General features: G+C 47.1%; 25 protein-coding genes and 1 tRNA gene. 16 read left to right on the forward strand and 10 right to left on the reverse strand.

Features of this window, described 5'->3' with window-relative positions; genetic code table 11:
* Positions 1–9: 9 nt before the first annotated feature.
* From Vsou_RS09245 to Vsou_RS09270, 6 genes are read left to right on the forward strand one after another with little or no spacing between them, the layout of a single operon-like run.
* Entirely contained in the window at positions 10–1278 is a 1269-nt protein-coding gene (locus Vsou_RS09245; protein ID WP_188603701.1) for a transglutaminase-like domain-containing protein, read from the forward strand.
* Positions 1279–1320: 42 nt separating this feature from the next.
* Positions 1321–2256 carry an AAA family ATPase gene (locus Vsou_RS09250; protein WP_373286826.1) on the forward strand — a complete coding sequence of 312 codons (936 nt, stop codon included), beginning with the start codon at positions 1321–1323 and terminating at the stop codon, positions 2254–2256.
* Positions 2253–3368 carry a DUF58 domain-containing protein gene (locus Vsou_RS09255; protein WP_188603699.1) on the forward strand — a complete coding sequence of 372 codons (1116 nt, stop codon included), beginning with the start codon at positions 2253–2255 and terminating at the stop codon, positions 3366–3368. The genes Vsou_RS09250 and Vsou_RS09255 overlap by 4 nt, the downstream gene beginning before the upstream one ends.
* Positions 3369–3373: 5 nt before the next feature.
* Complete coding sequence (locus Vsou_RS09260) at positions 3374–3883, forward strand: hypothetical protein (protein ID WP_054843574.1); 510 nt, start codon at positions 3374–3376, stop codon at positions 3881–3883.
* Positions 3884–3934: 51 nt separating this feature from the next.
* On the forward strand, positions 3935–5098 hold the full coding sequence (locus Vsou_RS09265; RefSeq protein WP_188603698.1) for an acyl-CoA dehydrogenase family protein: 1164 nt from the start codon (positions 3935–3937) through the stop codon (positions 5096–5098).
* Positions 5095–6255: an acyl-CoA dehydrogenase family protein gene (locus Vsou_RS09270; protein WP_188603697.1), complete on the forward strand. Its 1161-nt coding sequence runs from the start codon at positions 5095–5097 to the stop codon at positions 6253–6255. Before Vsou_RS09265 ends, Vsou_RS09270 begins: the two co-directional genes overlap by 4 nt.
* Here Vsou_RS09270 and Vsou_RS09275 read toward each other — a convergent pair.
* Positions 6247–6924, reverse strand: a complete 678-nt coding sequence (locus Vsou_RS09275; protein ID WP_188603696.1) for a uracil-DNA glycosylase — start codon at positions 6922–6924, stop codon at positions 6247–6249. The two genes, Vsou_RS09270 and Vsou_RS09275, sit on opposite strands and share 9 nt — an antisense overlap.
* Positions 6925–6962: 38 nt before the next feature.
* Between Vsou_RS09275 and Vsou_RS09280 the strand changes: the two genes are divergently transcribed.
* Genes Vsou_RS09280 through Vsou_RS09290 form a run of 3 tightly spaced genes read left to right on the forward strand, consistent with a single transcriptional unit; the run spans position 6963 to position 9642 of the window.
* Positions 6963–7421, forward strand: a complete 459-nt coding sequence (locus Vsou_RS09280) for a PUA domain-containing protein (protein WP_188603695.1) — start codon at positions 6963–6965, stop codon at positions 7419–7421.
* 43 nt (positions 7422–7464) lie between these two features.
* A complete protein-coding gene (locus Vsou_RS09285; RefSeq protein WP_188603723.1) occupies positions 7465–8589 on the forward strand; it encodes a tryptophan--tRNA ligase in 1125 nt (374 codons plus the stop codon).
* Between the two features lie 33 nt (positions 8590–8622).
* Entirely contained in the window at positions 8623–9642 is a 1020-nt protein-coding gene (locus Vsou_RS09290; RefSeq protein ID WP_188603694.1) for a dipeptidase, read from the forward strand.
* On the opposite strand, the gene fbp is transcribed toward Vsou_RS09290, so the two are convergent.
* Genes fbp through Vsou_RS09305 form a run of 3 tightly spaced genes read right to left on the reverse strand, consistent with a single transcriptional unit; the run spans position 9639 to position 12168 of the window.
* On the reverse strand, positions 9639–10844 hold the full coding sequence (gene fbp, locus Vsou_RS09295; protein WP_188603693.1) for a fructose-1,6-bisphosphate aldolase/phosphatase: 1206 nt from the start codon (positions 10842–10844) through the stop codon (positions 9639–9641). The genes Vsou_RS09290 and fbp overlap by 4 nt on opposite strands.
* 54 nt (positions 10845–10898) lie before the next feature.
* On the reverse strand, positions 10899–11885 hold the full coding sequence (locus tag Vsou_RS09300; protein WP_188603722.1) for a DNA cytosine methyltransferase: 987 nt from the start codon (positions 11883–11885) through the stop codon (positions 10899–10901).
* A 34-nt stretch (positions 11886–11919) separates the two neighbouring features.
* The gene (locus Vsou_RS09305) at positions 11920–12168 is read right to left on the reverse strand and encodes a hypothetical protein (RefSeq protein WP_054843526.1); all 249 of its coding nucleotides are present in this window, start codon (positions 12166–12168) and stop codon (positions 11920–11922) included.
* Between the two features lie 165 nt (positions 12169–12333).
* Here Vsou_RS09305 and Vsou_RS09310 point away from each other — a divergent pair, with 165 nt between their 5' ends.
* From Vsou_RS09310 to Vsou_RS09320, 3 genes are all read left to right on the forward strand, one after another.
* Positions 12334–12912 (forward strand): alpha/beta fold hydrolase, encoded by a 579-nt coding sequence (locus tag Vsou_RS09310; RefSeq protein WP_229709876.1) that lies wholly within the window; start codon positions 12334–12336, stop codon positions 12910–12912.
* Between the two features lie 82 nt (positions 12913–12994).
* A complete protein-coding gene (locus Vsou_RS09315) occupies positions 12995–13516 on the forward strand; it encodes a hypothetical protein (RefSeq protein WP_188603691.1) in 522 nt (173 codons plus the stop codon).
* Entirely contained in the window at positions 13491–14315 is an 825-nt protein-coding gene (locus Vsou_RS09320) for a P-loop NTPase family protein (RefSeq protein ID WP_188603690.1), read from the forward strand. Before Vsou_RS09315 ends, Vsou_RS09320 begins: the two co-directional genes overlap by 26 nt.
* Positions 14316–14885: 570 nt before the next feature.
* Here Vsou_RS09320 and Vsou_RS09325 read toward each other — a convergent pair.
* From Vsou_RS09325 to Vsou_RS09340, 4 genes are all read right to left on the reverse strand, one after another.
* Positions 14886–14977 (reverse strand) — tRNA-Thr (locus Vsou_RS09325).
* Between the two features lie 96 nt (positions 14978–15073).
* On the reverse strand, positions 15074–15208 hold the full coding sequence (locus tag Vsou_RS09330) for a hypothetical protein (protein ID WP_264890704.1): 135 nt from the start codon (positions 15206–15208) through the stop codon (positions 15074–15076).
* 110 nt (positions 15209–15318) lie between these two features.
* Positions 15319–16755 (reverse strand): MFS transporter, encoded by a 1437-nt coding sequence (locus tag Vsou_RS09335; protein ID WP_188603689.1) that lies wholly within the window; start codon positions 16753–16755, stop codon positions 15319–15321.
* A gap of 95 nt (positions 16756–16850) precedes the next feature.
* Complete coding sequence (locus Vsou_RS09340; RefSeq protein ID WP_188603688.1) at positions 16851–18035, reverse strand: thermopsin family protease; 1185 nt, start codon at positions 18033–18035, stop codon at positions 16851–16853.
* Positions 18036–18146: 111 nt separating this feature from the next.
* On the opposite strand from Vsou_RS09340, the gene Vsou_RS09345 reads away from it, so the two are divergent.
* Both Vsou_RS09345 and Vsou_RS09350 read left to right on the forward strand, forming a co-directional pair.
* Positions 18147–18824, forward strand: coding sequence for a TIGR00266 family protein (locus Vsou_RS09345; protein ID WP_188603687.1), 678 nt, complete (start codon positions 18147–18149; stop codon positions 18822–18824).
* Between the two features lie 161 nt (positions 18825–18985).
* The gene (locus Vsou_RS09350) at positions 18986–19999 is read left to right on the forward strand and encodes a hypothetical protein (protein WP_188603686.1); all 1014 of its coding nucleotides are present in this window, start codon (positions 18986–18988) and stop codon (positions 19997–19999) included.
* Positions 20000–20055: 56 nt separating this feature from the next.
* On the opposite strand, the gene Vsou_RS09355 is transcribed toward Vsou_RS09350, so the two are convergent.
* Positions 20056–22155 (reverse strand): hypothetical protein, encoded by a 2100-nt coding sequence (locus Vsou_RS09355; RefSeq protein WP_188603685.1) that lies wholly within the window; start codon positions 22153–22155, stop codon positions 20056–20058.
* The gene (locus Vsou_RS09360; protein WP_054843534.1) at positions 22142–22519 is read right to left on the reverse strand and encodes a hypothetical protein; all 378 of its coding nucleotides are present in this window, start codon (positions 22517–22519) and stop codon (positions 22142–22144) included. Before Vsou_RS09360 ends, Vsou_RS09355 begins: the two co-directional genes overlap by 14 nt.
* A gap of 67 nt (positions 22520–22586) precedes the next feature.
* Between Vsou_RS09360 and Vsou_RS09365 the strand changes: the two genes are divergently transcribed.
* Both Vsou_RS09365 and Vsou_RS09370 read left to right on the forward strand, forming a co-directional pair.
* On the forward strand, positions 22587–23408 hold the full coding sequence (locus Vsou_RS09365) for a hypothetical protein (protein ID WP_188603684.1): 822 nt from the start codon (positions 22587–22589) through the stop codon (positions 23406–23408).
* 5 nt (positions 23409–23413) lie between these two features.
* A complete protein-coding gene (locus tag Vsou_RS09370) occupies positions 23414–25930 on the forward strand; it encodes a hypothetical protein (RefSeq protein ID WP_188603683.1) in 2517 nt (838 codons plus the stop codon).
* The last annotated feature ends 247 nt before the right edge of the window (positions 25931–26177 follow it).

Genomic DNA, 26177 nt, shown 5'->3' on the forward strand with positions numbered 1-26177 from the left:
TATTTATTGATGGGGCTATTAATAATGCTTTTGCTGCTCAGTGCGTTGGGTAATGGTTTATTGCAGGGTAATGCATCAATGATACCGCTGAACGCCTCACTAACATACATTGGGAACGCCTTCTCAATAAGTATTTACCAAGTAAATAGTACTAATTCCTCAGGTTACTTAATTGCCACCCAGGGAGAGTACCAGGGTGACTTTGTAGGTGTGCTTAGGATAGGCAATGCCACCCTTATTGGCACATATAGTGGTGTACTGGTTCGTTCAGTATTTACGGGTTACTTCATGCCAATAGCCAGTTACGAATCAATAAGAATACCCACAGTGCTTGCATTAAGTAATTACACGTATTTTGAGGCAACGGTACAATCAAAGGTGCCCGTCTACCTAAGGTACCTGGTGTTTAATGTGTATGGTAATGGGACATTACTAAACACATTGCCGCTGATCACCGTTGAAGCCTCAATGCCACCATTAACTATTTGGTTCAGCAATGGCTATGATTGCAGTGAGTATAGGATTAACGCGACGTATGGTAACCCGATGCAGGTGGTGCCGATACCCGTCGTCATTAATACCCAGCCCCCATTAACCTACTTCGTGAGTAACGTATCAATAGTGGGGACGTCACCCCAAACGGAGTTGATGCTCCTTGAACCAGGTGATGTGGTGGTTGCCGAGTCCCCAGTTACTGCTGTGAATTACACGATGTATGTGTGCAAGGAAGTAATAGGTTATCCAGGTAGTGAGTATGGCTTGTTGTATGCCATGGAATACCTAGGCCCCGGTGGTATTTCCATACCTAGTGATATTAGTAATAATGTATTTAGAGTAAAGTACTCCGGTAATGACTCGATGGTCGTTGTCAATCACGTATTTAGTGTATTGTCGAGCGGTAAATACAGCTTAGTGACTTACTCGGTAGGTCCAGGTAACTTATTTATTGCCGGTAAGGGTTCGGTGATCGACTTTGCTGCGGCGGCTATGGCCGTATTGAGGAATTACGGTATACCGACCAGGATTGCCCTTGGCTTTTACGGTACGAATAAGGACGGGCTTTATTTCTTCAACTCAGCTATGGGTATTTTATGGGATGAATCATACGTTGGTGATGAGTGGGTCATGTACATGCCGATACCCTCCCAAGTTAATTCCGTGCTTGGCCCTATCCCTGGTAATGAGATTTCCTCAGTAATCACTGGTTTAATACTCGCGCTGCCCTGGATTGTTGGCTTCTTAATATACCTATTAATAAGTAAGGTAAAGACGCGATGAATTTAAAATGCACTGGGCATGGGTAGATAAATAATGAGTGCAATGGATGCAAGGCAAACCGCGGATAGATTGATAAAGGAGGTCTCTAAGTCCGTGATTGGTTACGAAAACGAAGCAAAACTCCTACTTGCATGCCTAATCGCAGGTGGCCATGCCCTAATTGAGGGTTATCCGGGGCTGGCCAAGACCACGTTAGTTAAGGCCTTTGCTAAGGCATTGAGCCTCTCCTTCAGCAGGGTTCAGTTTACGCCTGACCTACTGCCCAGTGACATAACTGGTTCCCTTATTTTCAATCCTAAGATTGGCGACTTCGAAGTTAGATTCGGCCCCATTTTCGCGAATATAGTCCTTGCTGATGAGGTTAATAGGGCTCCTCCTAAGGTTCAGTCTGCCTTGCTTGAGGCTATGCAGGAGGGCCAGGTGACAATTGGTGGTAAGTCCTATGAGTTACCGAAGCCTTTTATGATAATAGCCACGCAGAATCCCATTGAGCTCGAGGGAACATACCCACTACCGGAGGCACAACTGGACAGGTTCATGATAAGAATAAGACTAGGATACCCAGGGGACGAGGTTGAGTTGAGGCTGGCGGAGGACGTAGACCTGGGTAGTGTTGACTCCGTAAATGCCGTATTGAGTGGGGAAGATATTATGAATTTACGGTCGTTAATGCGCTCAGTCCATGTTGATGCCTCAGTAATTAAATACATCGTAAACCTAGTTAGGGCTACAAGGAGCGCCCATGATGTGAAGCTTGGCGCGAGCCCAAGGACAACGCAGGCCCTTAGTAAGTTGGTTAGGGCCTGGGCATTATTAAATGGTAGAGACTACGTAATACCTGACGACGTAAAGTTATTGGCACCCTATGTGTTAAACCATAGGGTAATAACAACGGGTGTTGACCCCAACGTAGTGATAAGGCAATTACTCCAGCAGGTGCCAACACCATTAATGGAGAGGGTGCTTCATAAATCATGATACGTATCATACCAAGCGATAGATTACTGGTGATGTACCTATTGTTCTCTGGAATTACGTATATCGGCCTATTAATGAATAATCAATTTGGTGTGTACTTCGGTCTGATGCTATTCATTGTGTTTACAACGTACGTACTATCATGGTACCTATTAATGACCATAACAATACTATATACGCAACTATTGTTTAGCCAAGACAGGGTAGAACTTATCATAGGTACATCATCAACGATTGGCATTAAGTTAGTATCGAAAATACCACTACGCCCAATGGTAAGGTTGGCCTTAATACATTCACCCCATGTATTAACCAGCACGCAAGAGATTAGGATAAATGGCGGTGAGTATGCCGTGAAGTTGATCGGTCGGTGGATTGGCGTTGCCAGGATCATTTACAGCATAGCCACACTTGAGGAACCACTGGGTCTCCTAACCATTCAAGGCATGTTATCCAGTGATGGTGTTAATATTGTTATAAGGCCGAGGAGTACCCATGAAACTGGTAGTGGGGTGAGTATTGGCGGTTATACCGAACTAGGTACTACAATGGAAGGTAGGTTAGGTGACCTTAGGTCATTGATTGAGTATGACTATGAGAAACCAGCATCGATGATCCATTGGTTAACCAGTGCCAGGGTTAATGAGTTAATGATGATTAGCAGGGGCGATTATGGTTCATGCCCCGTATTCATCATGAATGCGTCATCGAGAATACTTGTACCAAAGAACGGCAAGAGACCCATTGATGACATGCTTCAGATGATTTATGATTCACTTCATCAATGTACAGAGGCTAAGGTGGTGCTTGTGGGCAGGAATTACGTAGAGGAACGAACAATAAGTAGAGGCATGATTTCTTTCTTGGAGTACAGTGTGAGGACTAAGATAATCAATGACATGAACATGAATGACCTGGCCGTGGATATGCCAAGTTACTTCCTGATTTACGTGAAACGTGGCGATCTACTCGACATTGCGTACATAAGATCCTCCCTGAATGACGAACCAACCATTGAGGACATAAACAGGGCAATGAACCTAGTGGGTACCAGGAATAGGGTGGTTCTGCTGGGTATTAATTTAGGTCCTGGTGTAGGTGACACGCGGTGATCCACATGAGATTGAGTAATTACGTTTCCTACATCATGATCAGCATTGCGTGGTTATTCCTGGAGCTATCCATCGCCCAATACTCCACTGCCGCTTTTCTTGGTTTATTAATAAACGTGGTATCCACGGTAATAATATCATATAGACCCACCTACCATAGGTACCTGTTTATCGTGAATGCCACGGTGCTGACTTACGTGGGCTTCACAATACCCAGTTCATTGGCGTTTGCATACTCAATAGTCCTAGTGGCAAGTGTGGTAATTTACCTATTGCTAACTGGGATGCTTGAGATCAGCGCAATGGCCCTGTCCCTCTTCTTGGTTTATTTATTATACGTAATCGAGAGACTCCTCTCCAAGGCACCCATAGTTAACCTACTGGGTTCCCTCATAAGGAATTCAGGTCTGAATACATCTTTATTCATGGCCGTGTTTACATGGTACTTTTCTCTATTTATTGTTTCAGTAGTTATAATACTATTAATAATAACTCTAGATAAGAAAATATTATAGTACTGCCATTTACAGTAATATTTATTAGCATATAATTTGATTAAGATAAATATGCCAGACCCCCTCCTAACCGAAGAGCACCAGCTCATTAGGGGAAGCGTTAGGGAGTTTGCTGAGAGGTACATAGTGCCAGTAGCCAGGAGGATGGACCTCGAGGATTATTATCCAAGGGACCTAATAAAGGACCTCGGTAAGCAGGGCTTCCTAACGCCATCAGCGCCCCCTGAGTATGGCGGGCCAGGTATTGACCTCAGGGGTAGTGCCGTAGTTGTCGAGGAATTAAGTCGGTACAGCCCAACCCTCGGTTTCATCACAGAAATCGTAAATGACAATATAGTATATGCACTGCTCAGATATGGCAACAATAGGCAGAGAGAGGAAATACTGCCAAAGGTTGCCAGTGGCGAGTGGGTTGCATCCTACGCCCTCACTGAGCCGTGTTGTGGTAGTGATGCAGCAGCCATTGAAACTAGGGCAGAGAAGAGGGGCGGCGAATGGATCATAAACGGTAGGAAGATTTGGATCACGCAGGGAGCCTATGCAGACATTTACCTACTTTTTGCCAGGACTGGTCCCAGGGAAGCTAGACACAGGGCAATAACAGCATTCCTTGTAAGGAGGAATGATTGCGTTGAGGTTAGTAGGTTGGAGATGATGGGTATGAGGGGCGCTGGTGAGGCTGAGATCAAGTTTAATGACTGCGTGGTTAGTGACGATGACGTGCTGGGTAATGTTAATGAGGGGTTCAGGATCGCGATGGTGACTCTGGACCTGGCGAGAATTGGTATTTCCGCTGTGGCCCTTGGGCTCTCCCAGGGCGTTCTTGATGAGGCTCTCGAGTGGGCAAAGACAAGGACTGCATTCGGTAAGCCCCTGATTGACTGGGAATGGATCCAGTTCCAGTTAGCTGATATCAAGGCTAGGCTGGAGATTGGTAGGACGGTGACGTATAAGGCGGCCTGGCTTTATGATAATAAGGACCCGTCATTCGTGCTCTACGCCTCAATAGCCAAGTTATATACCGCTCAAATGGCCGTTGATATTGCGAGGGACGGAGTTCAGATACTTGGTGGTTTCGGTTATTCAAAGGAGAGTTTCTCGGAGAGGGCTTATAGGGATGCCAAGGTCCTAGAGATTGCTGAGGGAACTAACGAGATCCAGAAGATGGTAATTCACAAAATACTAATGAGGGGGTTGCCAGAGGTAGAATTATGATCCCGGTAAAGCATACATTACTTACTAGGGAGCATGGAGAGTTCATGGATTTAGTGGATGAATTGAGTAGGAGGTATATTGAACCCGTGGCGGATAGGATAGATAGGGAGAACTACTACCCGCGTGAAGCCATTAGGGGACTTGGCGAGAACAGAGTATTATCGCCAGTCCTGCCCAGGGAGTATGGAGGGTACGGCATGGACATACTGGGCACGGCATTATCAATAGAGGTTATATCCAGGTACAGTGGTTCAATGGGTATACTGACGGAGGTACAGGGTTTCCTTGTGACGGATGCCTTCTACACGTATGGTACCAAGGAAATGAGGGAGGGGCTCGTCCCTCGACTTGCTAGGGGTGAATTAATAGGTTCATTTGCGCTCAGTGAGCCGTGTTGTGGTAGTGATGCAGCAGCCATTGAAACTAGGGCAGAGAAGAGGGGCGGCGAATGGATCATAAACGGTAGGAAGATTTGGATCACGCAGGGAGCCTATGCAGACATTTACCTACTTTTTGCCAGGACTGGTCCCAGGGAAGCTAGACACAGGGCAATAACAGCATTCCTTGTGAGAAGGAGTAAGTGCATTGAGGTAAGCCCAATAAATGTCATGGGCATAAGGGGTACAGGCACCTCCGAGTTAACATTCAGCGATTGTGTTGTTGGTGATGATGACATTGTAGGTAAACCCAATGAGGGTTTCAGGATAGCCATGGAAGCATTGAACCTGGGCAGAATTGCCGTAGCCTCAGTAACCCTGGGGCTTGCCGAGGCGGCGCTCATGGAAGCCATGGAGTGGATCAGGAATAGGAAAGCGTTTGACCAACCACTAAGTAACCTGGAGTGGATCCAGTTCCAGTTGGCTGACATAATAACGTATATAGAGACCATGAGATCCATCGTATATGACGCAGCCTCACGCCTTGACCGTAGGTATGAGGATTACTATGCACATGCATCAATGGCTAAGTTGGCCTCCGTGCTCATAGGCATGGACGTAATCCGAAGAACCGTGCAGCTAACGGGGGCGTATGGTGTATGGAACGGCAGCAAACTGAACAGAATCTATAGGGATGCCAAGCTGATGGAGATTGGCGAAGGTACAAACGAGGTTCAGAGGATGGTCATTTATAGGTGGTTAAGTAAATACCTAGGTTAACACACAACCAGCGTACTCCATAGCCATTCTAAAAATACTCACCAAATCCTCCATCTTTAACCTACCAGTGTTGGTGTTTCTTGGGCTTGGATGATAACTCATGAATATTCTAATGCCACTAAAATCGACATGATCATTATGCCTAAACTCAGCCCTAATCCCTAGGGCAAGTTTAATGCCGAGAAACGCTACGTGACCAAGGGCAATTATTGCCCTAGGCCTGACATACTCAAGCTCATACCTAAACCAATTATTCACACAGGTACGGATCTCCTCATTACTAGGCCTATTATTTGGCGGTGCGCACTTAACTACCGATGTTATGTACACGCACCTAACCGCAACACCATCATCCCTAGAAATACTATAGGGCTTATTGGACAGGCCGGCCTCGTACAAGGCCCTAAACAGGAATTGGGCGCTACTATCGCCAGTGAACATACGCCCAGTCCTATTACCACCGTGCGCGGCTGGTGCTAATCCAACAATCATTATCCTAGCATTACCTAGGTCACCCCACGGTGGTACTGGCCTCCTCCAGTAATCATACCTCATGAACCTCGGCAATGGCTTAACACTCTCCCTATAACCCACTAGTCTTGGGCATGCCCTGCACTGTATTAATCTACTTACGAAGTCGTTATACCAACTCACAGTTTTAATACGCATTAAACCTTAAATTAAGCCAATTCCATAAGTACGGAGAGATGGATCAATTAACCAAGGACATAGTCAGGGGAGTATTATCGTACATTTACGGACCTGGCATACTAAAGAAATTAAGTGGTGAGTTTAGGATTGAGGTTAGTAAAACGGGTGGTTTAAGGAGGATTTACCTGGGCGATAGGCTTGTATTCACGATTAGGGCTAGTGATGGTCGTCCATTACCGACATTGGAGGGTGCGCGGTTGATTGATAAGGTGGTTGTTGTGAGTAGGGATGCCGCCCCATTTGTGAAGCAGGGTAGGAGCGTCATGGCTAAGTTCGTTGTTGATATCAGGAATGCTGTCCCCGGTGATGAGGTTGCCATTTACTCTGAGGATGGTGAATTGCTGGGTGTTGGTAGGCTGATGCTCTCTAGGGATGAGGCACGGAGTGTTGGTAGGGGCGTTGCCGTTAAGTTGCGGCATCACGTTAAGGGTGATGCTGAGAGAAGCAACCAATAATGCTTATATTTACTCAATTCTTCAGGGATGCGGTGGTTACTATCTGGCGAACGAATATTCAGTAACGCCCTGGGAGGTTAAGGGTAAAGTAGACTATATGAGGCTTGCCCGTGAATTCGGTGTTCAATTGATAACAGAGAATGAAATAAACACAATACGGGAATTAACTGGCGAAGTTCATTACCTAATAAGGAGGGGCTTCTTCTACGCTCATAGGGACTTGGTACCAATACTAAGTAGGCAAAGGAGTGGGTTGAAATGGGCCTTGTATGACGGCAGGGGACCCAGCGCTGACCTGCATATAGGCCACCTAGTTCCCTGGATGCTCAGTAAGTGGTTTGTGGATAAGTTCAATGTTGATTACTTCTTTGAGTTGACGGATGATGAGAAATTCCTGGTCAAGGAGGGGTACACCCTTGAGCAGACGAATAAGTATGCCTATGAAAACGCCCTGGACCTAATAGCCCTCGGTTTCACACCAGATAAGCTACACATAATTATTGATAGTGAGGACATCAAGTACCTATACAAGATAGCAGTTAGGGTGGGTAAGAAACTAACGTTATCAACCGTGAAGCACACCTTTGGGTTCACGGACTCAACGAACGTTGGCGCAGCCTTCTTCCCAACGCTGGAGATATCCGTGGCATTCCTACCCACTGAGCTTTATGGTGAGCAGGTACCTGTGTTAATACCAACAGCCATTGATCAGGACCCGTACTTCAGGCTCGCTAGGGATATAGCCGATGAGTTGGGTTACCCCAAGCCATCCACAATATACAGCAAGTTCATACCTGGACTAACGGGTGAGGATAAGATGAGTGCCTCAAACCCGGACTCGGCCATTTACGTGACGGATAGCGAGAGGGACGTTAGGAGGAAGATAATGAATGCCCTAACTGGTGGTCAGCCAACTGTGGAGCTTCAGCGTAAGTACGGTGGTGACCCAGACAACTGCGTTGTCTATAAGTACCATCTATTGTTCCAGGACAGTGATGAGAAGGTTAGGGATATTTACGAGAACTGCAGGGCAGGGAAGTTGTTATGTGGTGAGTGTAAGATTATGCTTTTCGAGAGGATCAGGGAGTTTATGAAGGAGCATAATGAGAGGAGGGAGAGGGCGAAGGATGCAATACAACAATACAGGATCTCGGTTAAGTTCCGGTAAAACCTTAATTAATACCAGCCAGTTAATAAAAACGTGGCTAATTACCAGGTCATAGACCTACATGAGGATATAGCCTATTACCTCATGAATTCGGGAAGACTCGAGGAGGAGTTTCAGGACTTTGATGCCGATGTACCAGGCAGGCAATCAGATATACCTAAGCTAGTTAAGGGTAATATAAAGGTAGTATTTGGTGCGGTATTCCCGATCCACGACACCTACAACCCAATGATCGGGGAACGGATTTCGTCAGGTTATGGAACGCAGTCAATAAAATCCTACACACCTACCGCATCGAAGGCCATAGGACTCGAGATGATCAAGATTTACCTAATACTAACAAGGAGATTTAGTAATAGGCTTAGGATCATTGAGAATTACTCAGACGTTGAGCAGGTTATGAATAGCGACCTAATAGGTTTATTAATGTCCGTTGAGGGCGCCGACATGCTTGATGACACCTATGACCTACTACTTCTTCATAGGCTCGGTGTCAGGGTTCTGGGCATTACCTGGAATTTTGACAATAGGTACGGTGCCTCATGCTTTACCAAGAAAGATTACGGATTGACGATGGATGGTGAAGAACTGGTTAAACTTGCTAATGAGCTTGGGGTCATTATTGACCTGGCGCACGCAAGTAAGAATACTATGATCGATGCGCTGAATGTAGCAAGGAAACCCGTGATTATTAGTCACGCCAACACGCAGGGTGTTCATAGGCACCCAAGGAATGTTGATGATGAAGTGCTGGAACTTCTTGCTAGAAATCATGGGGTGATCGGCATAACCATGATACCGTCCACCATAGGACCAAGGCCCAACATAGACTCGTTGGTGAAGCACATACTCTATATACACGAGAGATTCGGACCTGACCTAATAGCACTGGGTACTGACTTCCTGGGTATTGAGAAAACGCCGGAGGACCTAACTAACATTGGTGAAATAGGCAGGCTAATAGATAAACTGGCTGGGTATGGGATTAATGATAATGACCTTAGGAAAATTACTTTTGAAAATGCGCTCAGGATAATTAGGAACAACCTTTAATCATGACTTGGCCCAGTCGTGGTCTGCGATCCCTGTGATGTTAGGAATTGCAGGTATTGAGATCTGTTTTTCTCATATTCATCGACAGGTATGGGCTTAAGCCTCGATAGTATCTGTGGTAATGTCGTATATTCCATCTCCTCAGGCGGCAGTCTATGCGGCATTACAGGGCCCATCCTCCTTATGTAGTCCGTTATTTGGGCAGCCAACTGCCTACTATAGTCGAAGGCCGGGTCGTCAAATAGATCAACGGGGCCCTCTAGGTAACCGTCATGTATTTGGAAGCCGAGGGCTATGACCTTCGGTGGGCCATCGAACCTCGTCATTTTTGGTCCAGTGGCTATTTTCCTATCCATGTCAATGTTTATCATTTTTGCTGGCATTAGTGGACCGACGTGGCTGCCCCTCATCCAGCCCTCAACTAGGTGTGGATATGCGAAGGCCTCAAGCACCTCACCAACCGCCGGTAAGCCATGCTGCGCCCTAACTATGGCCACCGGGTCGTCCTTACCAACGTAACGGCCAGCGATTAAGTTCAGTCTCTCGACACTTGTCACGGAGGCTTGTACAAGGTCCGCCCTCCTATAGACCCTTCTCACTATGTACCTGCCCGGTGTGCCTATTAGGCCAAGTATGTCATAACTATTATCAGGGGCGTCAAGTAGGTATACCTTACCCTCAAACACGTCCAGTATCTCAAACTTAAATCCCTGGTGCATTGCGGGGTCTATAACGAGGCCCGCCGTGTTGAAGGGATCAGCAAATATCTTGTAAAAGGGAAGGTTGAAGGCGCCAGGCTCGGTCTTATCGGCGGCAAATATAATGAGCGGATCACTAGGTCTCTCCTCAAACTCCATCTCAGCTACCTGGGGACCCAGGCCCCTAATATTCCCGCTGAATGTATCCTTAAGCAGGTCTTGACCAGCACCGTAGAGTTTAACCTTCTTTGCGATGTTCTCCGTGGCTTCCTTAAATATTGACCAGGCTAAACTATGGACATCCGGGTTATTCTCACCCTTGGTATGTGTCATGAGTAGTGACATGTCGTCGCCTACATTATACACGAAATAATCAACCAACAACCCTCTCTTCTGCTCATCCCTGAGTCTCTCAGCGGCGAACTCAAGTATCTTAGGATGCACCCACGCATGTCCTGGCAAACCGCCAATGTCGGCCTTTATTATAGAGACAGTAACCTTCATTAACTGGACATATAAACCGAGGTATTAATACTTTACCTCATAGTTAGTCACTGTTCAAAAGGTGATTTGGTTCGCCTCATAGGGAGCATTACCGTTTAGGTATTTAAGGACAAAACTGGCGATTGCACGGGCAAGCGGTGGTGGTACTGCCTCACCAATTTGATTAAACTGCGAATCCTTAGGTCCAAGGAAAACATGATTGTCGGGAAAACCCATGAGTCTCGCTTGCTCCCTAACGGTCAGTACCCTATCCTCGATGGGATGCACGAAGCGCACACTGCCCATTACTGTAGGTGCAGGTTTCCATGGATTTAGCCTAATGAAGTTCCTAAAGAAGCCCGTGGCGCCCCTGAACTTATAAAGAGCTTCATCCCAATTAAGCTGGGTAATACCCCGGAGCTTCCTGTCACTAATCGTCACGTACTCATGATTAGGTATGCTGGGGTCACCAGGGCTTGGTAAATCACCAATGGCATCCCACACGGTTAATACCCTGCCCGTCTTCCTTGGCTTTATGGGTATGTTACTAATGAATACCCTGCGCCTAATACTTGGTGTTCCGTAATCCTCAGCATGAAGCACATTGAAGTATATCCTCTCATAACCAACCCTGGCAAACTCATTAACTAAGGCATCCCTCAATGGTCCATCCATTATGCGAACCACATTCTCAAGAACAAAAACCCTAGGCCTCAACTCACCAACCAGCCTAATGAACTCGAGGGTCAACCTACCCAACTCATCAACATAAAGCCTATCAAGTGGGTCCTTAGCCCTCCTTGGGTTGGTCTCAGTGAATGCCTCGCAGGGGCTACCACCAATAATGACATCGGGCCTACTGCCAATGTACTTAATAATGTCCTCTCCATTAACGTTCCTGATGTCATTGAGAAGCATGACTGCGTTCGGGAAGTTGTAGCTGTATGTTCGTGCGGCATTACCATCAATTTCAATACCAAGTGCCACATCAAAGCCAGCATCTAGGAAACCCCTACTGAACCCTCCAGCGCCGGCAAATAAATCAACTACGGTATACCCCATTATTGCCATGCACTCCCTATTCCGGGTTAAATTCTTAATCCTCCTCTTGCTCGCTCTCTGTCTCGTAAAGGTTGTCAAGAAGTTGCTTAACGTAGTCCTCCTTAAGCTCCTTCTCCTCCTCATCGGGCTTCTTCTCCTCATAACTCTCCACAATAACTGCGCCCTTCTTCTCAACACTCTTCTTATCGACATAAGACTTGGCATCACTTCCCTTCATCTCCTCCTCATAACCGCACCTCTGGCACCTTAGGTAGGCCTTCCCATCCTTCTTAACGGGAACCATCAAACCTCCACATCTAGGACAAAATCTCATGCGAGTTAACGAAACTAAAGAACTTACTTAAAAACCTTATGACCACCTTAACCAGGAATCACGCATTATAAGGAGGGACTTAATCAAGGCAGCCTGGGAAAGTAAAATAAATAGCCTAACGGCAATATCGAAAATGTGAGTGAGTATTGGGTAACGATAAACGGCAAATCAGTGAGGTACTTGGTTAAGGGTGATGGTAAACCCATGGTGATGGTTCACGGTTACAGCTTTAACGCCAATGATTGGATCAACTGCTGCGGTGACCACTTCCCTGGGTTTAAAATATACGCAGTGGACATGCCCTATGGGCCGAAGTCCAGGAGTGACCACTTCATGCCTAGGGATGATGGTTACGCCAATCACCTATATGCCGTGATCAAGGCTTTGAATATCGAAAGCCCAGTACTCATTGGGGCCAGCTTAGGCGGTGAAACAGTCCTTAGGTACTTGGCGCTTAACTACCCGGCTACCGCGGGTATAGTCATTGGTCCCGTGAGAACGCCCAGCATTGACTTATCCAGGATAAGGGTTCCAGTGATGGGCATTTGGGGAAGTAATGATGGGGTCTCAGGTAGGGAGAACATGGAGGCCATGAAGAGGGCTGGCTTTAGGGTTGAGGTAATCGATGGAGCTGGCCACCCTGCCTACCTCGATAAGCCCGGGGAATTCGTGAGGCTTGTGATTAATTTCCTAAGGTCCATTAACGCCGTTTAACGTTATATTCATGTATTACCTACGTAATAAATACTTATTATAAGGCATAACATAATTTATTTCCGTAGCCATTAGGGATTCTGTGGATAGGGTTGACCTGGCTTACGTGATTGGTGCCGTGCTTGGTAAGGAGGATGCCGACGGCATTAGGGTTGCGTACATCACTTACACGAGCACGCTGGGTAAGTGGGTTAGGGACCCGGAGGGTGTTGTTCAGTATCTGGTGAATATTGGTAAGGCCAGGGTGGTTAGGAGCGGTCAGGGTAGGAGCGTGATGTTGATGGATAGGGAAATGATGAATAGGGTAAATGATCTATTAACACCTAGGGAGGATGTTGACCCATTAACTCTGGTGACTGAGGGCATTAGGAAATTGGCGAATCCCTTGTCTGGCTATGCGGATATTGGCGATGTTATTAAGTACATAGAGGGTAGGTTAAATGCACCGACCAAGGAGGCTGAGGAATTACTGATCAAGGTCATAAAGTTTCATAGGGGCAGGTTTGTATTTGCGCATGGTGGTTCCCGCAGACTGAAAATCGGTTCCTCATACTACGGCTTGATAAAGGTGGTGAGTGATGCAGAGACTCTTGGTACCCAGTAGGGGCTCTGGTGTAAGGTTGCTTGGCCCATCGTGGAGGGCCGCCAGGGATAAAATACTGAGCATGATCCATGAGGATTACCAATTAATCGCAATAATTGGTAGGGCAGGCGCTGGGAAGACAACACTCCTACTTAGCCTTGAGGGTGTGGTTGACGGCGTTTTCATGTATGCGGACATGACTGAGACTAGGGATAGGGACTTGTCTGCTATTGTACATACGGTATTTACTGACAACATACGCAGAATTCAGGAGATCCAGGAAAGGCTGAGAAGGGTGGGTGTTAAGGGATTACTCAGGGCATTCGCCAAGGCAGGTGTTGACGAAGTTCTTGAAAGCGCTGGATTAAGGCCCATGGAAACACTGAAACTACTGAATGACGCAGTGGAGTTGCTGGGCATGACGCCACTGGTGGTTGGGATTGATGAGGGCTTGCTCAGTCAGGATGACTCAAGGACCATGGACTTCATAAACGCAGTACATGCGCTCAGGAATAACATGCAGGCAATACCATCAACCAAGGTAATAATTACCCTACTCCCTGATGTGGTTAACCTAATATCGAAGGTTGACACACCACTATTCGACATACTAAGGCTAGGGGCAATAATGCTTCCGGACTACGTAACGCCAGAAGACCTAAAGGAGGTGGCCCAGGAATACGGGTTAGGCGGTACTGAATTAAGTAAGATTGAGGCATTAGGCCCACTAACTATGAGACAACTCATATGCCTAATGAACACTAAGATGGACGTAATAAAGTGCGGAATAGACACGGCAGGAGAAATATCAATAGAGTAATCCTAGTCTTAATTAAACGTCCATTAAGGACGGGGAGTTTTGTTAGGCAGTAAAGACGTAATGCCACACAGGATAAGTAACCAATCGCCCTCCAAAATTCCAGAGGAATGAACTAACAGACCAATAATCCCAAGTACTGCTATATGGTGGAAGCGCTGGACAGTTGCATATAGAGTTTGAAGGGTTTGGAGAACATACGCAGTTTACATTTTCACGAACTGGCACAACCGGCGCAAATACGATAAACGCCGAAGCCATCAGTACAACCATCAGAGAAACAAATAATAATCGCCCACTCATGCCAAGCAATGTCGATCTCCTCTCCTCATCCTTATGAACCCGACCAGAAAAGGGTACCACAAAGAAATCTCCATAAAATGGCCTTTAAACACTTACTCAGCCATAAATAACGAAGTTCGCCTTTTCTTTATCAAACAAGAAACATAAAACCTACTACCCAATTAAGTTAGAACATTTTACAATATGAGAGAACCAACGTTATCACAATCACATTAAATGAGAGCATCGTAATGAATTACGGATATAAGATGTGAAGAATTATTATATGACTGGAGCCCCGGCCGGGATTCGAACCCGGGACCTCCCGCTCTCTCGGTTAGCCTACAAGGCGGGCGCTCCAGACCGGGCTGAGCTACCGGGGCGGTTCTCTTGTTTCCCTGCGGAGTTTTAAGTTTTTCGTGAGGACTTGCCCTACTTACCTATTGATTGTTGTAGGGCTTTGTTTGCAAGTTTCCTCTCTATTGATTAGTGTCCCTAGCCGTAGATTCATTATCTGGATATGGACTTAATATGGCTTGCCAGTGGGCGTTTCTTACGAGTCCCTGAATTAGGAATGATTCAGCGAGTTCAACCTCATAAAGTGCCTCTTTCAAGCCAAACCTCTCTGTACATGCTTAGGCCGAACCAGGGCCTCGGTAATTGTTCCATATGTAGGAGGAGGCCGCCCTCGCCTAAAACACTTGGTTATTAACGGGTGAGGAAATTATGGTTTATTCACTATCTTTTTCTGCTGGGTCATTGGTACTCGCGTCCTGCTCCAGGAGGTCGCAATCGCAACGGCTATTAGGACTAGGGATACCCTGAAGGCCAGGTGTAGGCTGTTTATGAATGGCGCCATTAGGCTTGGGGTTAGCGTCGATGATCCCACGAATATCTGGAAGGCTATACTCCTTGGTATTGCCATTGAGGAGACCACAATGGCTATTATGAAGCTGAGCAGTATGCCTATGTTGCCAATGGTTCTATTAGTCCCCGAGGCTATGCCGTACATACCCCTCGGTACCTCGAACATGACCATCTTACCATTAGCCGCAAAGAACATACCAGCTCCAATACCGCTTATTGATGAGATCATTGTTATGTAATAGAACGGCGTTGCCAGCGTTAATAACGTATCATACAGCACGTAGGCAACCGCCTGAAGCGTAAGACCAATTGAGGCTATTACCCTTGCATCAGACCTATCCGCTAACCTACCACCGAAGGTAGCCGCTATCGAACCAAGTAGGTAACCGGGAACGAGCCATAGGGACGCATAGAACGGATTCAACCCCCTGACCCCCTGCAAATACATTATCAGTAGGAATAGTATTGCGTTATTGGCCATGTACTGGAAGAAGTAGGAGAAGCTTGATAGTGTGAACATCCTAATCCTGAAGAGGCTGAGACTTATCAAGGGTGACCTCGCCCTGGACTCTATGTAAACAAACAATAGGAGCAGGACTATACCCAGTATGGTCATTGCGCCCACGGTGGCGTCATACCCAACACCTGCGTATGTGACCCCTGCCATTGATAGGAGACCCAGGGATAGACCCAGGGTTATTGCACCGTATACATCGAATTCCTGCCTAACCCTAACACCCCTATCCCTTAGGTATATCAGGCCCGCCATGAAGCCTAGTATGGCTATGGGCACGTTGATGTAGAATATCCACCTCCAACCAATGAAAGTCGTTATAACGCCTCCAGCCAGTATACCAGCCACGGCACCGAGGTTCCAGCCCATTGACGTGGTTCCAAACACGAAACCCCTCTCCTCAGGCCTGAAGTAGTCACTGGCTATGGCCATTGTGTTGCTGGACATTAATGAACCACCGAATGCCTGTATCGTCCTGAACCCAATGAGTTCTATGGCATTGGTTGATAAACCACACAGAGCGCTACCCACGCCGAATAGTATCATACCTAGGTTAAACATCCTAGCCCTTCCTCTCAGGTCACCAAGTTTTCCAAATTGTGTTGAGAATATTGTGACGGCCAGTATGTAGATCAGTATTACCCAGACGAGTGTTGATAGGTCGCTATGTAGTGCCGTTAGCATTACGGGTAGCGCAAGGACAACTATGGTGCTGTCCAGGGCAACCATGAACGAAGAGAGAGTCATTAATAGTAATACCATGAATTGCGGCCTGTCCATTGAGGAGTATGACCACTGAAGCCTCTTTAAATCTTTATTACAGAATTCAGAGGTTATTATCAGGACTTCGGTGGATAAGGCCCCTTGGCGGCATGTTAATTGTTCAGTTGCTGGTAATTATTACCTCCTGTCGTTAGTTCCACGGAGGCGGGGCCAATGGGTAACGCATGTACGTTAACTGCATATTCACCTGTACTAATACCGAAGGTGTAGGTTATTGGGTATGGAGCCCATGAAGTGCCATTCCAATAATAAAGCGATAGGTACGCATTTAGGTCCCTGAAGGTAACGCCGCCACCATTGCCTGGGCCACCAATCACGAACTCAGTGTCCATGGGCCAATCGTATGGTCCTCGCACGGGACTTGTTATTATGTAGGCAGTTGCATTGGGTATCGGTATTAACCCATGGGTGAACCAAATAATCCTAGGACTGAAGGTCTCATTACCCAACTGCAGCAGTGCATAGCCGAAGTTAATAACCACACCGTAGTCAGTGGAGTTAACGGTAATTACCAATAAGCCAGACATTGGGGTCTCAAGGCATCCAAGCATGCACTCACCACCCTCATAAATCAGGTTCTTCGATGAACCAATGTAGTTAGTCACATCCATTTCACCTTGGAACCAATACTGACCACCCACAACCACCAGGGCATCCTGAACCCAATGAATTGAATAATTACTGCCATACTTAACAACCACATAGGCATTCAATTGAAGGGAGAAGCCCTGAGCCGTGAGCCCCGTGGAGTTCTCAACATAGGCATTGGTAATGTTGAAGACGCCGAGGACGGCATTGGTGGTTATATTGCCGTAGTTAGGGCCATAGTAGGCGGCGACCCCCATGGCAGTGTAGTTAAGAACCCTATAGGTAATGCCCGTATTACCACAAACGAGTAAACTGTAGTTCCCAGGCCCTGGATTAACAACGTATATGCCAGGCACTACGCTAGACCAGGTGTAATTGCCCGGCGCCTCAGGTCCACCACCCCACCCACGTAATTGGGAATTGGTTAGTAGGTAGACGTATGACCCATTCATAACCTCAATAAACAGAGACTCGCCACCTGTTAGGTTTATATTAACGAGCCCCTGAAAACTACATGGACCACTTATTGCCGTGGTAATTAACGTAGGTACGCCGGTTGCGTTACTGAATACGTAATTTATAATACCCTCAATACCCGTAGTCACTAACTCATTAATCGCCGGGTTTGTTAAAACCACGAACACCATTAATGCAATCACTAGTGCTAGGACTAAGTCCCTGAGTCTCATTACCCGTTAAATCGTGTGCTCATTAATAAACTAATCTCACACACAATACTAACCCCATGCTGACATAGTACTTATCAGATAATTTTATAACCCAAGGAAACAGCGCATACCGTGGTTGATTTTAAAATAATGGGCAACGACATACAACACCTCTACATTGAACTGAGTCCTGGCGAGAAAATCTATGCAGAGGGCGGGCACCTAATCTGGAAGTCCTCCAGCGTCAACATTAAAGCAACAACAGGCGGCGGCTTACTATCAGGCCTAAGAAGAACCATTACTGGCGCCAGTTTCTTCGTACTTGAACTCGAAGGCCCGGGAGCCGTTGATATCGCCGGCTTCGCCCCAGGTAGGATCACGGAAATAGACCTAAGTGGTAATGGGATCATGGTTGAACACAGGGCATTCCTGGCAATGGAGCCCACGGTTAACTACGACATTAGGCTCACGGGCCTCGGCTTTGGTTGGCTTGGCGGCGAGGGACTATTAATGGCTAGGCTCCAGGGCAACGGCAGGGTATTCCTACACGCCATCGGCGACGCATTAATGCTTGAGCTTGGACCCAGCGACAGTATCGATGTTGAGGCCGGGCATGTACTGGCCTTTGATGAAGGCATGAAGGTTGGCATTAGGCGCGTCGGTGGCTTGAGGACCATGCTCTTCGGCGAGGAGGGCCTTTGGCTCGCCCATGTGGAGGGGCCGGGCAGGGTTTGGCTAAGGACCCTAAGCAGACAACAAATTATCATGGGATTAATGCCAGAGTTGTCCAGGATAGCGAGGTCAACATAAGGACCATAATGATCATGCCATCACTTAATTAAATAATTTTGTGACTTCCTTAATTACATCACTTGGTTCAATACCCATGGACATCCTACTAACCAGTGAACCCGGAAACCCCATAAGCCCGACTCCATAAAATTATTAAGGCAGAGAATAACCAACACACCATGGGACTAAGCAACTGGTGGTACTACACAGGCTCAGCAACCAAGGCAATAACAATAATGGGGATCATAGCCATAGCACTACTAACCATAGTAATAGCAAGCCCGCACGTTAAGCCTCTCCAGCCCATTGCCAGGTCGCTTGGGCTTGTCCAGACGCAGATAATCTACGTGCCCGTGAACCACACGATTATTAAGTACATGAATCAGACGGTTGTTAAGTATGTGAACCAGACAGTGCCTGTGTACATAAACAGGACGGTTTACGTTTATGTGCCTGGCAATGCTTCCTTTGGGATACCCATTTACAATGATACTGGCGTTTGCCGCCTATACAGCCTTGTCCTTCCGAATGGGACTATCTGGACGCTGGGTTACTGGATACCCACGCAGTGGGCCTGGAACCTATTCCTGCAGAACGGCACAATACTTGAGTGGGAGAAGTTCCCAGCGCCTCAGTACGGGGAGGAGCTTTATGCAGAGCAGAATGAGATGGCGATATTCCCAGGCCTAGGCACTGCATACCTAAGCGGCATGCAGTTCATAACGGCAATACCCAACACGCCGCAGCCCAACTGGGTGAACATGATATACATAGGGGACTTCGCGGGCACAGGCCCACTGATGTATGTGTGGCGCGACTACTGGGGAATTAACAATGGGACTGCGGTACTACTGAATACCTGGAGCCTCTATGGGCCGTTCTATGGACTATTTAGGAATTACACAACGATAGTGCTTCCAGTGAATAGGACGTACCCAGTAGTAATAGCGTTCCAATCAGTAACGCACTTCCCAAGCCTGGCAATACCATGCAACTGGACAATAATAGGCCCAGTAAACCCACAGGTAGCACTACAACTACCAGCACCAATGGGCAGGGAGCTTGCCTCTGAGACTGCATATGTGATCTATGGGAATTATAGTTATCCCAGCTATGGAATAACCTGGGGATGGTGGGTTTGGGACACGACCTATCCGCCACTAAATATTACTAACTTACCATGGCCAACTTAATAAATAAAAGTAAATTTTGATAAAAAATTAAAATATTTTCAGAAAACAGTTTTTGATCATGGACCTCTAATGCTTGAGCATGTGTATGTTATTGTTACTGTGGCTGTTGTTGACCCGCTTGACCCGGAGACTGACGCTGAGCTTGGACTTATGGATTCGCTGGCTGATAATAATGTTCCGGCGCTGCACTGTAGGTTTGTTGTCCAGTAGATTGTGTATGACCCGCCGGACGTTGATAACTGAGCCTCTACCTCATAGCTATTTCCAGTCTGTGGTAGGCTCCAGGCTACCTGGTAGGCGTTGTATGGCCATATGCTCCATGATAGTGTGTAGGTCGCGGTGGTTGTACTGCTGCCTGGGTTTAGGCTTACGCTTGCTGGGCCGCTGAGTGTTATGTAGTCGTATACGTAATTAGCGGTGGCGGTGAAGCTTGCGGTTACGTTTTGGGTTAGCCCGCTTGGGCAGTCGTAGATGAAGCTTCCAAAGGTCCTTCCATAGTTCCAAGACGTACCACTACTTACTTGGACACCGTTCCAGTAGAATGTGCCGCTCCCGCTAAAGCTCAAGCTCCAATCATCGAACTGGTACCAGGACTGGCCTGAACCAGATGAACTACTGCTCACTGAGGACTGAGCACTTATCGAACCACTTAGGGAACTGCCAGACTGAACAAAGTAAGTCCCAGAGCTTGGGCTCGAACTAACACCACTACTAGCCCCAGACGGGCTTGAGCCAACGCTCAAGGTGAAGAAGCAGCCGTAGACTGTCTTTGGCGGCGATGGTTGGTTGGTTGCGCAGCTTACCGTGAATGTTACTGAGCCTCCTGGGCTTGCTGATGTTGAGGTTGGGTTTATACTGCAGCTGCTGTAGTTGCTGGGCACGCTTGTTATCGAGGCCTGGAAGTTTACAGTACTTGAGGCGGTTATCGTCCACTGCGTAGTGCTGGAGCCGCTCTTGCTGCCACTGGCGCCGCCGCTCCAGGACACGCTCCACCCGGCGCCGTATGGGTCGCTGACGGTCACCGTTATTGAGTTGGACGGTTGCGGCGGTGGCGCTGAGGATGCGCAGCCTGTGCTCGAGTACACGGCCTTGTACACCATGCCGGGCAGGGTCCATTCAATTAGTGGTTGGAAGTAATCCGTGCCTGCGGGCCCACCAACGTTGTACCAGGAGGTCGTGTAATTAATTAATGGGTCTCCGGGGGCTGATAGGTTATAGACACTTAGTGAACCCCCTAGGAAGGCGAGGGCGTCAGCGCCGGCCTGGAATTTTAACCAGCCCAACCCGCCATTGTTTGGTGTGTAATACACGGTGTACGTCTTTGGTGAGCCTTTACCACCGACAGACCACGAGCCGTAGTCCGTGGTCGCCGTAATCCAATACCAGTTATTGCATGGTGCGTAGAGCTCGACAATCACGTAGTATAGAGTATTGCACTCAACGTTGAAGGTCACTGTTGAACCCGCACCATAATTACCATTGACCTGGCTGGGGACTATCTGGCATGTGTAATTAATGCCGTTAACACTCGGGTTTTGGGTTATCAATGCGGAAAAGCTTACCTGTATTGGGACATAGGGTGGGTTTATGAACCAGGAGTAGGATTGATCCTGGCTTACTGAGTAGGATTGATCGGCGTAACTCCAGGACACCTTCCAATTGGCCCCATACGGATCATTAACCTCAACCTTTACCAGCCCAGTCCCAGCGCTTTGCGCCTGCGATACTAGGGTAATTGGGGATACCAATGACACATTGGCGCTGAACTCCTTGATTAACTTTGGATAATTGATTGGCGCCACCAATACGGTTACTGAGGTTGGCTCGTAGTCCAGGTTCACGGCATAGACATAGTACTGATTAACACCGAGCACCAGATTTGACGCATACCTGTGTAGTGAACCATGACTATCCATTACGTAGATATACCTAACCCACACCTGTTGATAACCAATGTTATACATTGGTACGTACAGAGTTCCATTAATGTAGGTAGTACCTGGCAGGTAAATGTACGTGCCAGCATAGACGAGCCTAGCATTGTTGGCTGTGGACACCGTGATTGTTAAGTACGCCAGACCACTGATTAGCACCAGACCAAGTGCAACAGCAAGTACTAGGGTCAAGCCCTCGAGAACAAGGTCAGCCAGCGCCATAACCAAGCACCTCATAACCACTGGCATTACCCACGGACCTAACAACCACAATACAACCCCTGAGAAAGAACATCACCTCACCATTAGCATTCGATGCATTGACCTCATGATAATAACCCGGGCTCACCACACTCGGTACTGAGTACTCCACATAGGCACCGTATGGAAAATACAATGAATCATTCACTAGATATACGGCGCATGATCTAGATAAACCAAGGAGCCTAGTATTTATTCTACCCACCACTACCGACGCTTGATACGCAGTGTATAGGTAATCACTTATCATGTATGTTATTAACGACGTAGCGATTATTAATAGGGCCAGGATCACTATGCCGCCGACCGTGAAACCCCTTGACATATTAATAACTATGCATTGAGGGCATTAAAGCATTACTGTTTATAAAGTGGTCTTCAATTAATTAGTTATGTCGTCTGCTCAATGGATGGTCACCGTATCTCAGATACTCAACATACTCATGTCCACGGGCATAATAAGCATAGGCATAGCCACCCTGGCAATAATGGGACTGACAGCGGTGGTACTATACCTCCTGGGCAAGGTCCATGAAATTTGGGACTTCATTGATGAGGCAGTTAATTACTTGGCCATAATAGGCGGCGTTATGTTAGCTGTTATGGTGATAAATAAGGTGCTTGTTGGTTCATTAACCCTTGATCCAACCATCATATACAAAACTATATATGATTATTCATGGAACGCCATCAGGTACCGTGCATGGCTTATATGGAACACGTGTACTTGCCCCGTAACGTATGCCTGGTGCAGTGTCAGGAGTGTTCAGACTGAGAATGCCACGTTGATCCTAGAATCGACTGAGGATACTGTGCCCATGATTTACCTGGCTCAATGGGTGCCGAATTTGTCTGCGTTCTTTATAGCCATTGGGCTGGGCCTTTCCGTGTCTAGGCTTAGGAGCATTGGTTCCGTGCTTATTGCTGTTGGTCTTGGGCTTTACGTTGTTGTGATTGGTGGTGCTGCCGTGATTGCCTCGCAGCCCTTCTTCAATGCCATGGTTAGTGATAGGGGCATTGCCTCGATCATTAATCCGCATAGCTTTGAGACAACTTGGTGTGCAAATACTGGTTTGAGTGTTCATGGCTTTGGTAATGTGCTTAGTGCCTATAATAGGCTTGCGGTGTATGTTGCCCAGGCGAATGTGATAATTGTGGTCCTTTATGCGTTGCTCTTTGTGGTTATTTATGCCATTAGGTCGGCCTTGTCGTGATGGTGATGATTGGGTTGATCCTCGTGGTTACGGCGATGATTGGTTCATTGTTAATTAGGGTTCTCATTAACGTGCCCAGGGGTAGGGGGGTGGGTATTGGTGTTGATGATGTTGCTTGGTGGTTCCTGGCTTTGGCCGTTGTTACGGGGTTCTTTGGGTTATTGCCGGGCACCATGTACTCGCCATACGCTGCATTGGCCATCATGAACAAATTACTGTCGCTCTATAATGGCTTGATTAATTCGTTGACTTGGTCTGATGCGGTTATTTCGGTGACTGTTAATGTTGGTTTGCCCATAGCCGAGGCGGTGTCCTTCGTGGTTACTGGGACAGGTATAGGCTCGATAGTTCTCGTAGTTGAGGTCCTTGAGCAATTAGTGTCTGCTGTGGTTGGTTACATTGTTCACGTGTTCTCCATTGTGGTGTCTGTTCTTTGGTTTATTAGGTTTGCCATAGCGATGGGCATTATCCTTGGGAAGCTCGTTCCTTACCTGGCTTTCCTACTGGTGATGCCGAGGACCAGGAACGCCGCTGTAATACCCATATCCCTGTACCTACTGCTTGGTATTGCGCTACCCCTTGGCATTAACGCAGTGCATGCAATACCAATGATCAGTGTTGCCAATGAGTCACAGTTGCCTCCCTGGCGATTTGGCTTTGCCGATGTGGAGGTTGTTGATGCCCTGGGTAGGCCAATACCGGCTGTCCTATGTATTAATGGTTTCGGTTACCAGTATAATGAGACACTTGGGTTGCCAAGTGGTTCTGGCCTAGTCGTGTTGCCCATTAGGTTTTCTAAGTATTACGTGAGTCGCTACGTGATTAATTGCGTTGTTGCCCTTTTCATGAGGTTTAGTGCTGATCACGTGATTACGCCTGTCGTGGATGTAAATGATAGTGTTCCTGTACTTGTTCAATTACCAATGATCAGTGTATTCAACGGTGATTCATTGGCGGCTCTGTATAATTATACCTGGCGTGGCGTCGGCCTTATTGATTTGGTTTCGGGTGATGGTTATGCCATTATCAATGTAACAACCCCCTGCAATGGAGAATTGATTGTTAATGCCTATGCGGCTGGCATTGATCTAAAGGTGATCAATACAAGTGGGAGTAATTGTTCGATAACCTACACAATGAGTCAGGGTAAGCCGGGTAACTTGGTTCAAGGGTCCTGGTTGCAGAGTGTTTGGCTTGATCACGAGTTGTTCTGTCAAGACCTTGAGCAGTTAATTAATCCGTCGATTATGCCTCAGGGTATTGAGGCTCCGCCTCAACTCATTAATCAACTTCTTAATATCATCAATGAGTCATGTAGCGGTATCGGTAACTACACTGAACCCATTAATGAATTGAGGAGTATTAGGTTGAGTGTTTCCTTTAGGTGCCTTGGTAATTGCAGTGATGTTAATGCGGAGGCCATTGTTAGGGGTGTTAGGCCCTATTCCTTTAATTATTATGCTCTGTGGGGTGGTTCATACGTTGATTGGTTGAACGGGTCGCTGGTGATCATTAGGAACGCGGCGAATTTCCTCAGTCTCGGTTTCATCATTGGCATGTTCATTAACATTGCTTATTCCTCGGCTCTCGTGCTTGGGTTTGTGGGGATAATAGCGGCTGTGCCCAGGATTAAGTATTGGTCGAGACTCATGGGCATCGTTAGTGCTAGGTTGGGTATTGGTTATGAGGATCTTGTGTCCGTTGCCGAGTCCGTGGCTGTGAGGATCATCAATAACCGTAGGGCGAACCAGGGTGGCTTCACCAGTAGGTATGTATTACCCAGGGGTTTACGTGGGTTTGTTAATCGTTGGTACGTGAGACACGTGTTGAGGACTGGTTACTGGGCCTTGAGGGAGTTGCCGAGGGTTTCGGTGATGCCCTACGTGGAGTTGCCGGCGTTGTACGGCGTGTCCCTTGCAAGGGATTACCTAATGAGGAGGGCCACGAGGATTGAGAATCGCGTTCTTAGGGACGCATTGAGGACTGTCGTTGGGATTACTGTCTCGTCAAGTCTAGTGTTGAGGCCTTACTCCTTGGTTAATCCATTGGTTAATCAATCGGTTAGTGTCTTAGCGAGGCACTTTGGTTACGCTGTTAGGGAGGCCTCGCAGGCCTATGGTGCATTGAGGGGTTACCTGGGTGGCGCTGCCTTATACGTAGCCCTTAGATCCGTGGTTAGGGGCGTTAATAGGTTCGTAGTTGATGCTGTGGGTGATATATGGTCTTCACTGGATGATCCATTGAGGGCCCTCGCCGCTATGAGTAGTAAGTTGGGTGCTCTTTATGCGTTGGATAGGGACTTGGCGAGGGGTATAGCGGATGAGGCCTTGAGGGTTTTGGTTAGTAGGCATGGCTTGGTTAGTATCGAGGTTTTGGTTAATGGTGCTGTTGTCAAGCCAATGGATGTGTTTGGGGTTGGTGATTATGAGGTTGTTGCTGTTAGGCTTAATGATAGGTATGAGTTTGTTAAGGCGTGGGTTGCCAAGGAGTTCCTTAGGGTGATTGGTTTGGGAGGGATTTAGATTTTCCCGGCGTCATTTCCACTTTTTATGAGGAGGTAGGGACCTATCGTTGATGAATTCTGCCAGTGTAATCTCATTATTATTTTAATCATTACGTGGGGTCAGGGCAGGTCAGTCTCCTCACTGATCAGCACTGCAATGAATCATCACAACTAGGTGCTAAGCCTTGGATATTCAAATACGTTACTGTTCACTTAAAATAACACATCCATTCTACTTCTCCAAGCAGGAACAGCAAAATGATGCG

This window comes from Vulcanisaeta souniana JCM 11219, assembly GCF_026000775.1.
Lineage (GTDB): Archaea > Thermoproteota > Thermoprotei > Thermoproteales > Thermocladiaceae > Vulcanisaeta > Vulcanisaeta souniana.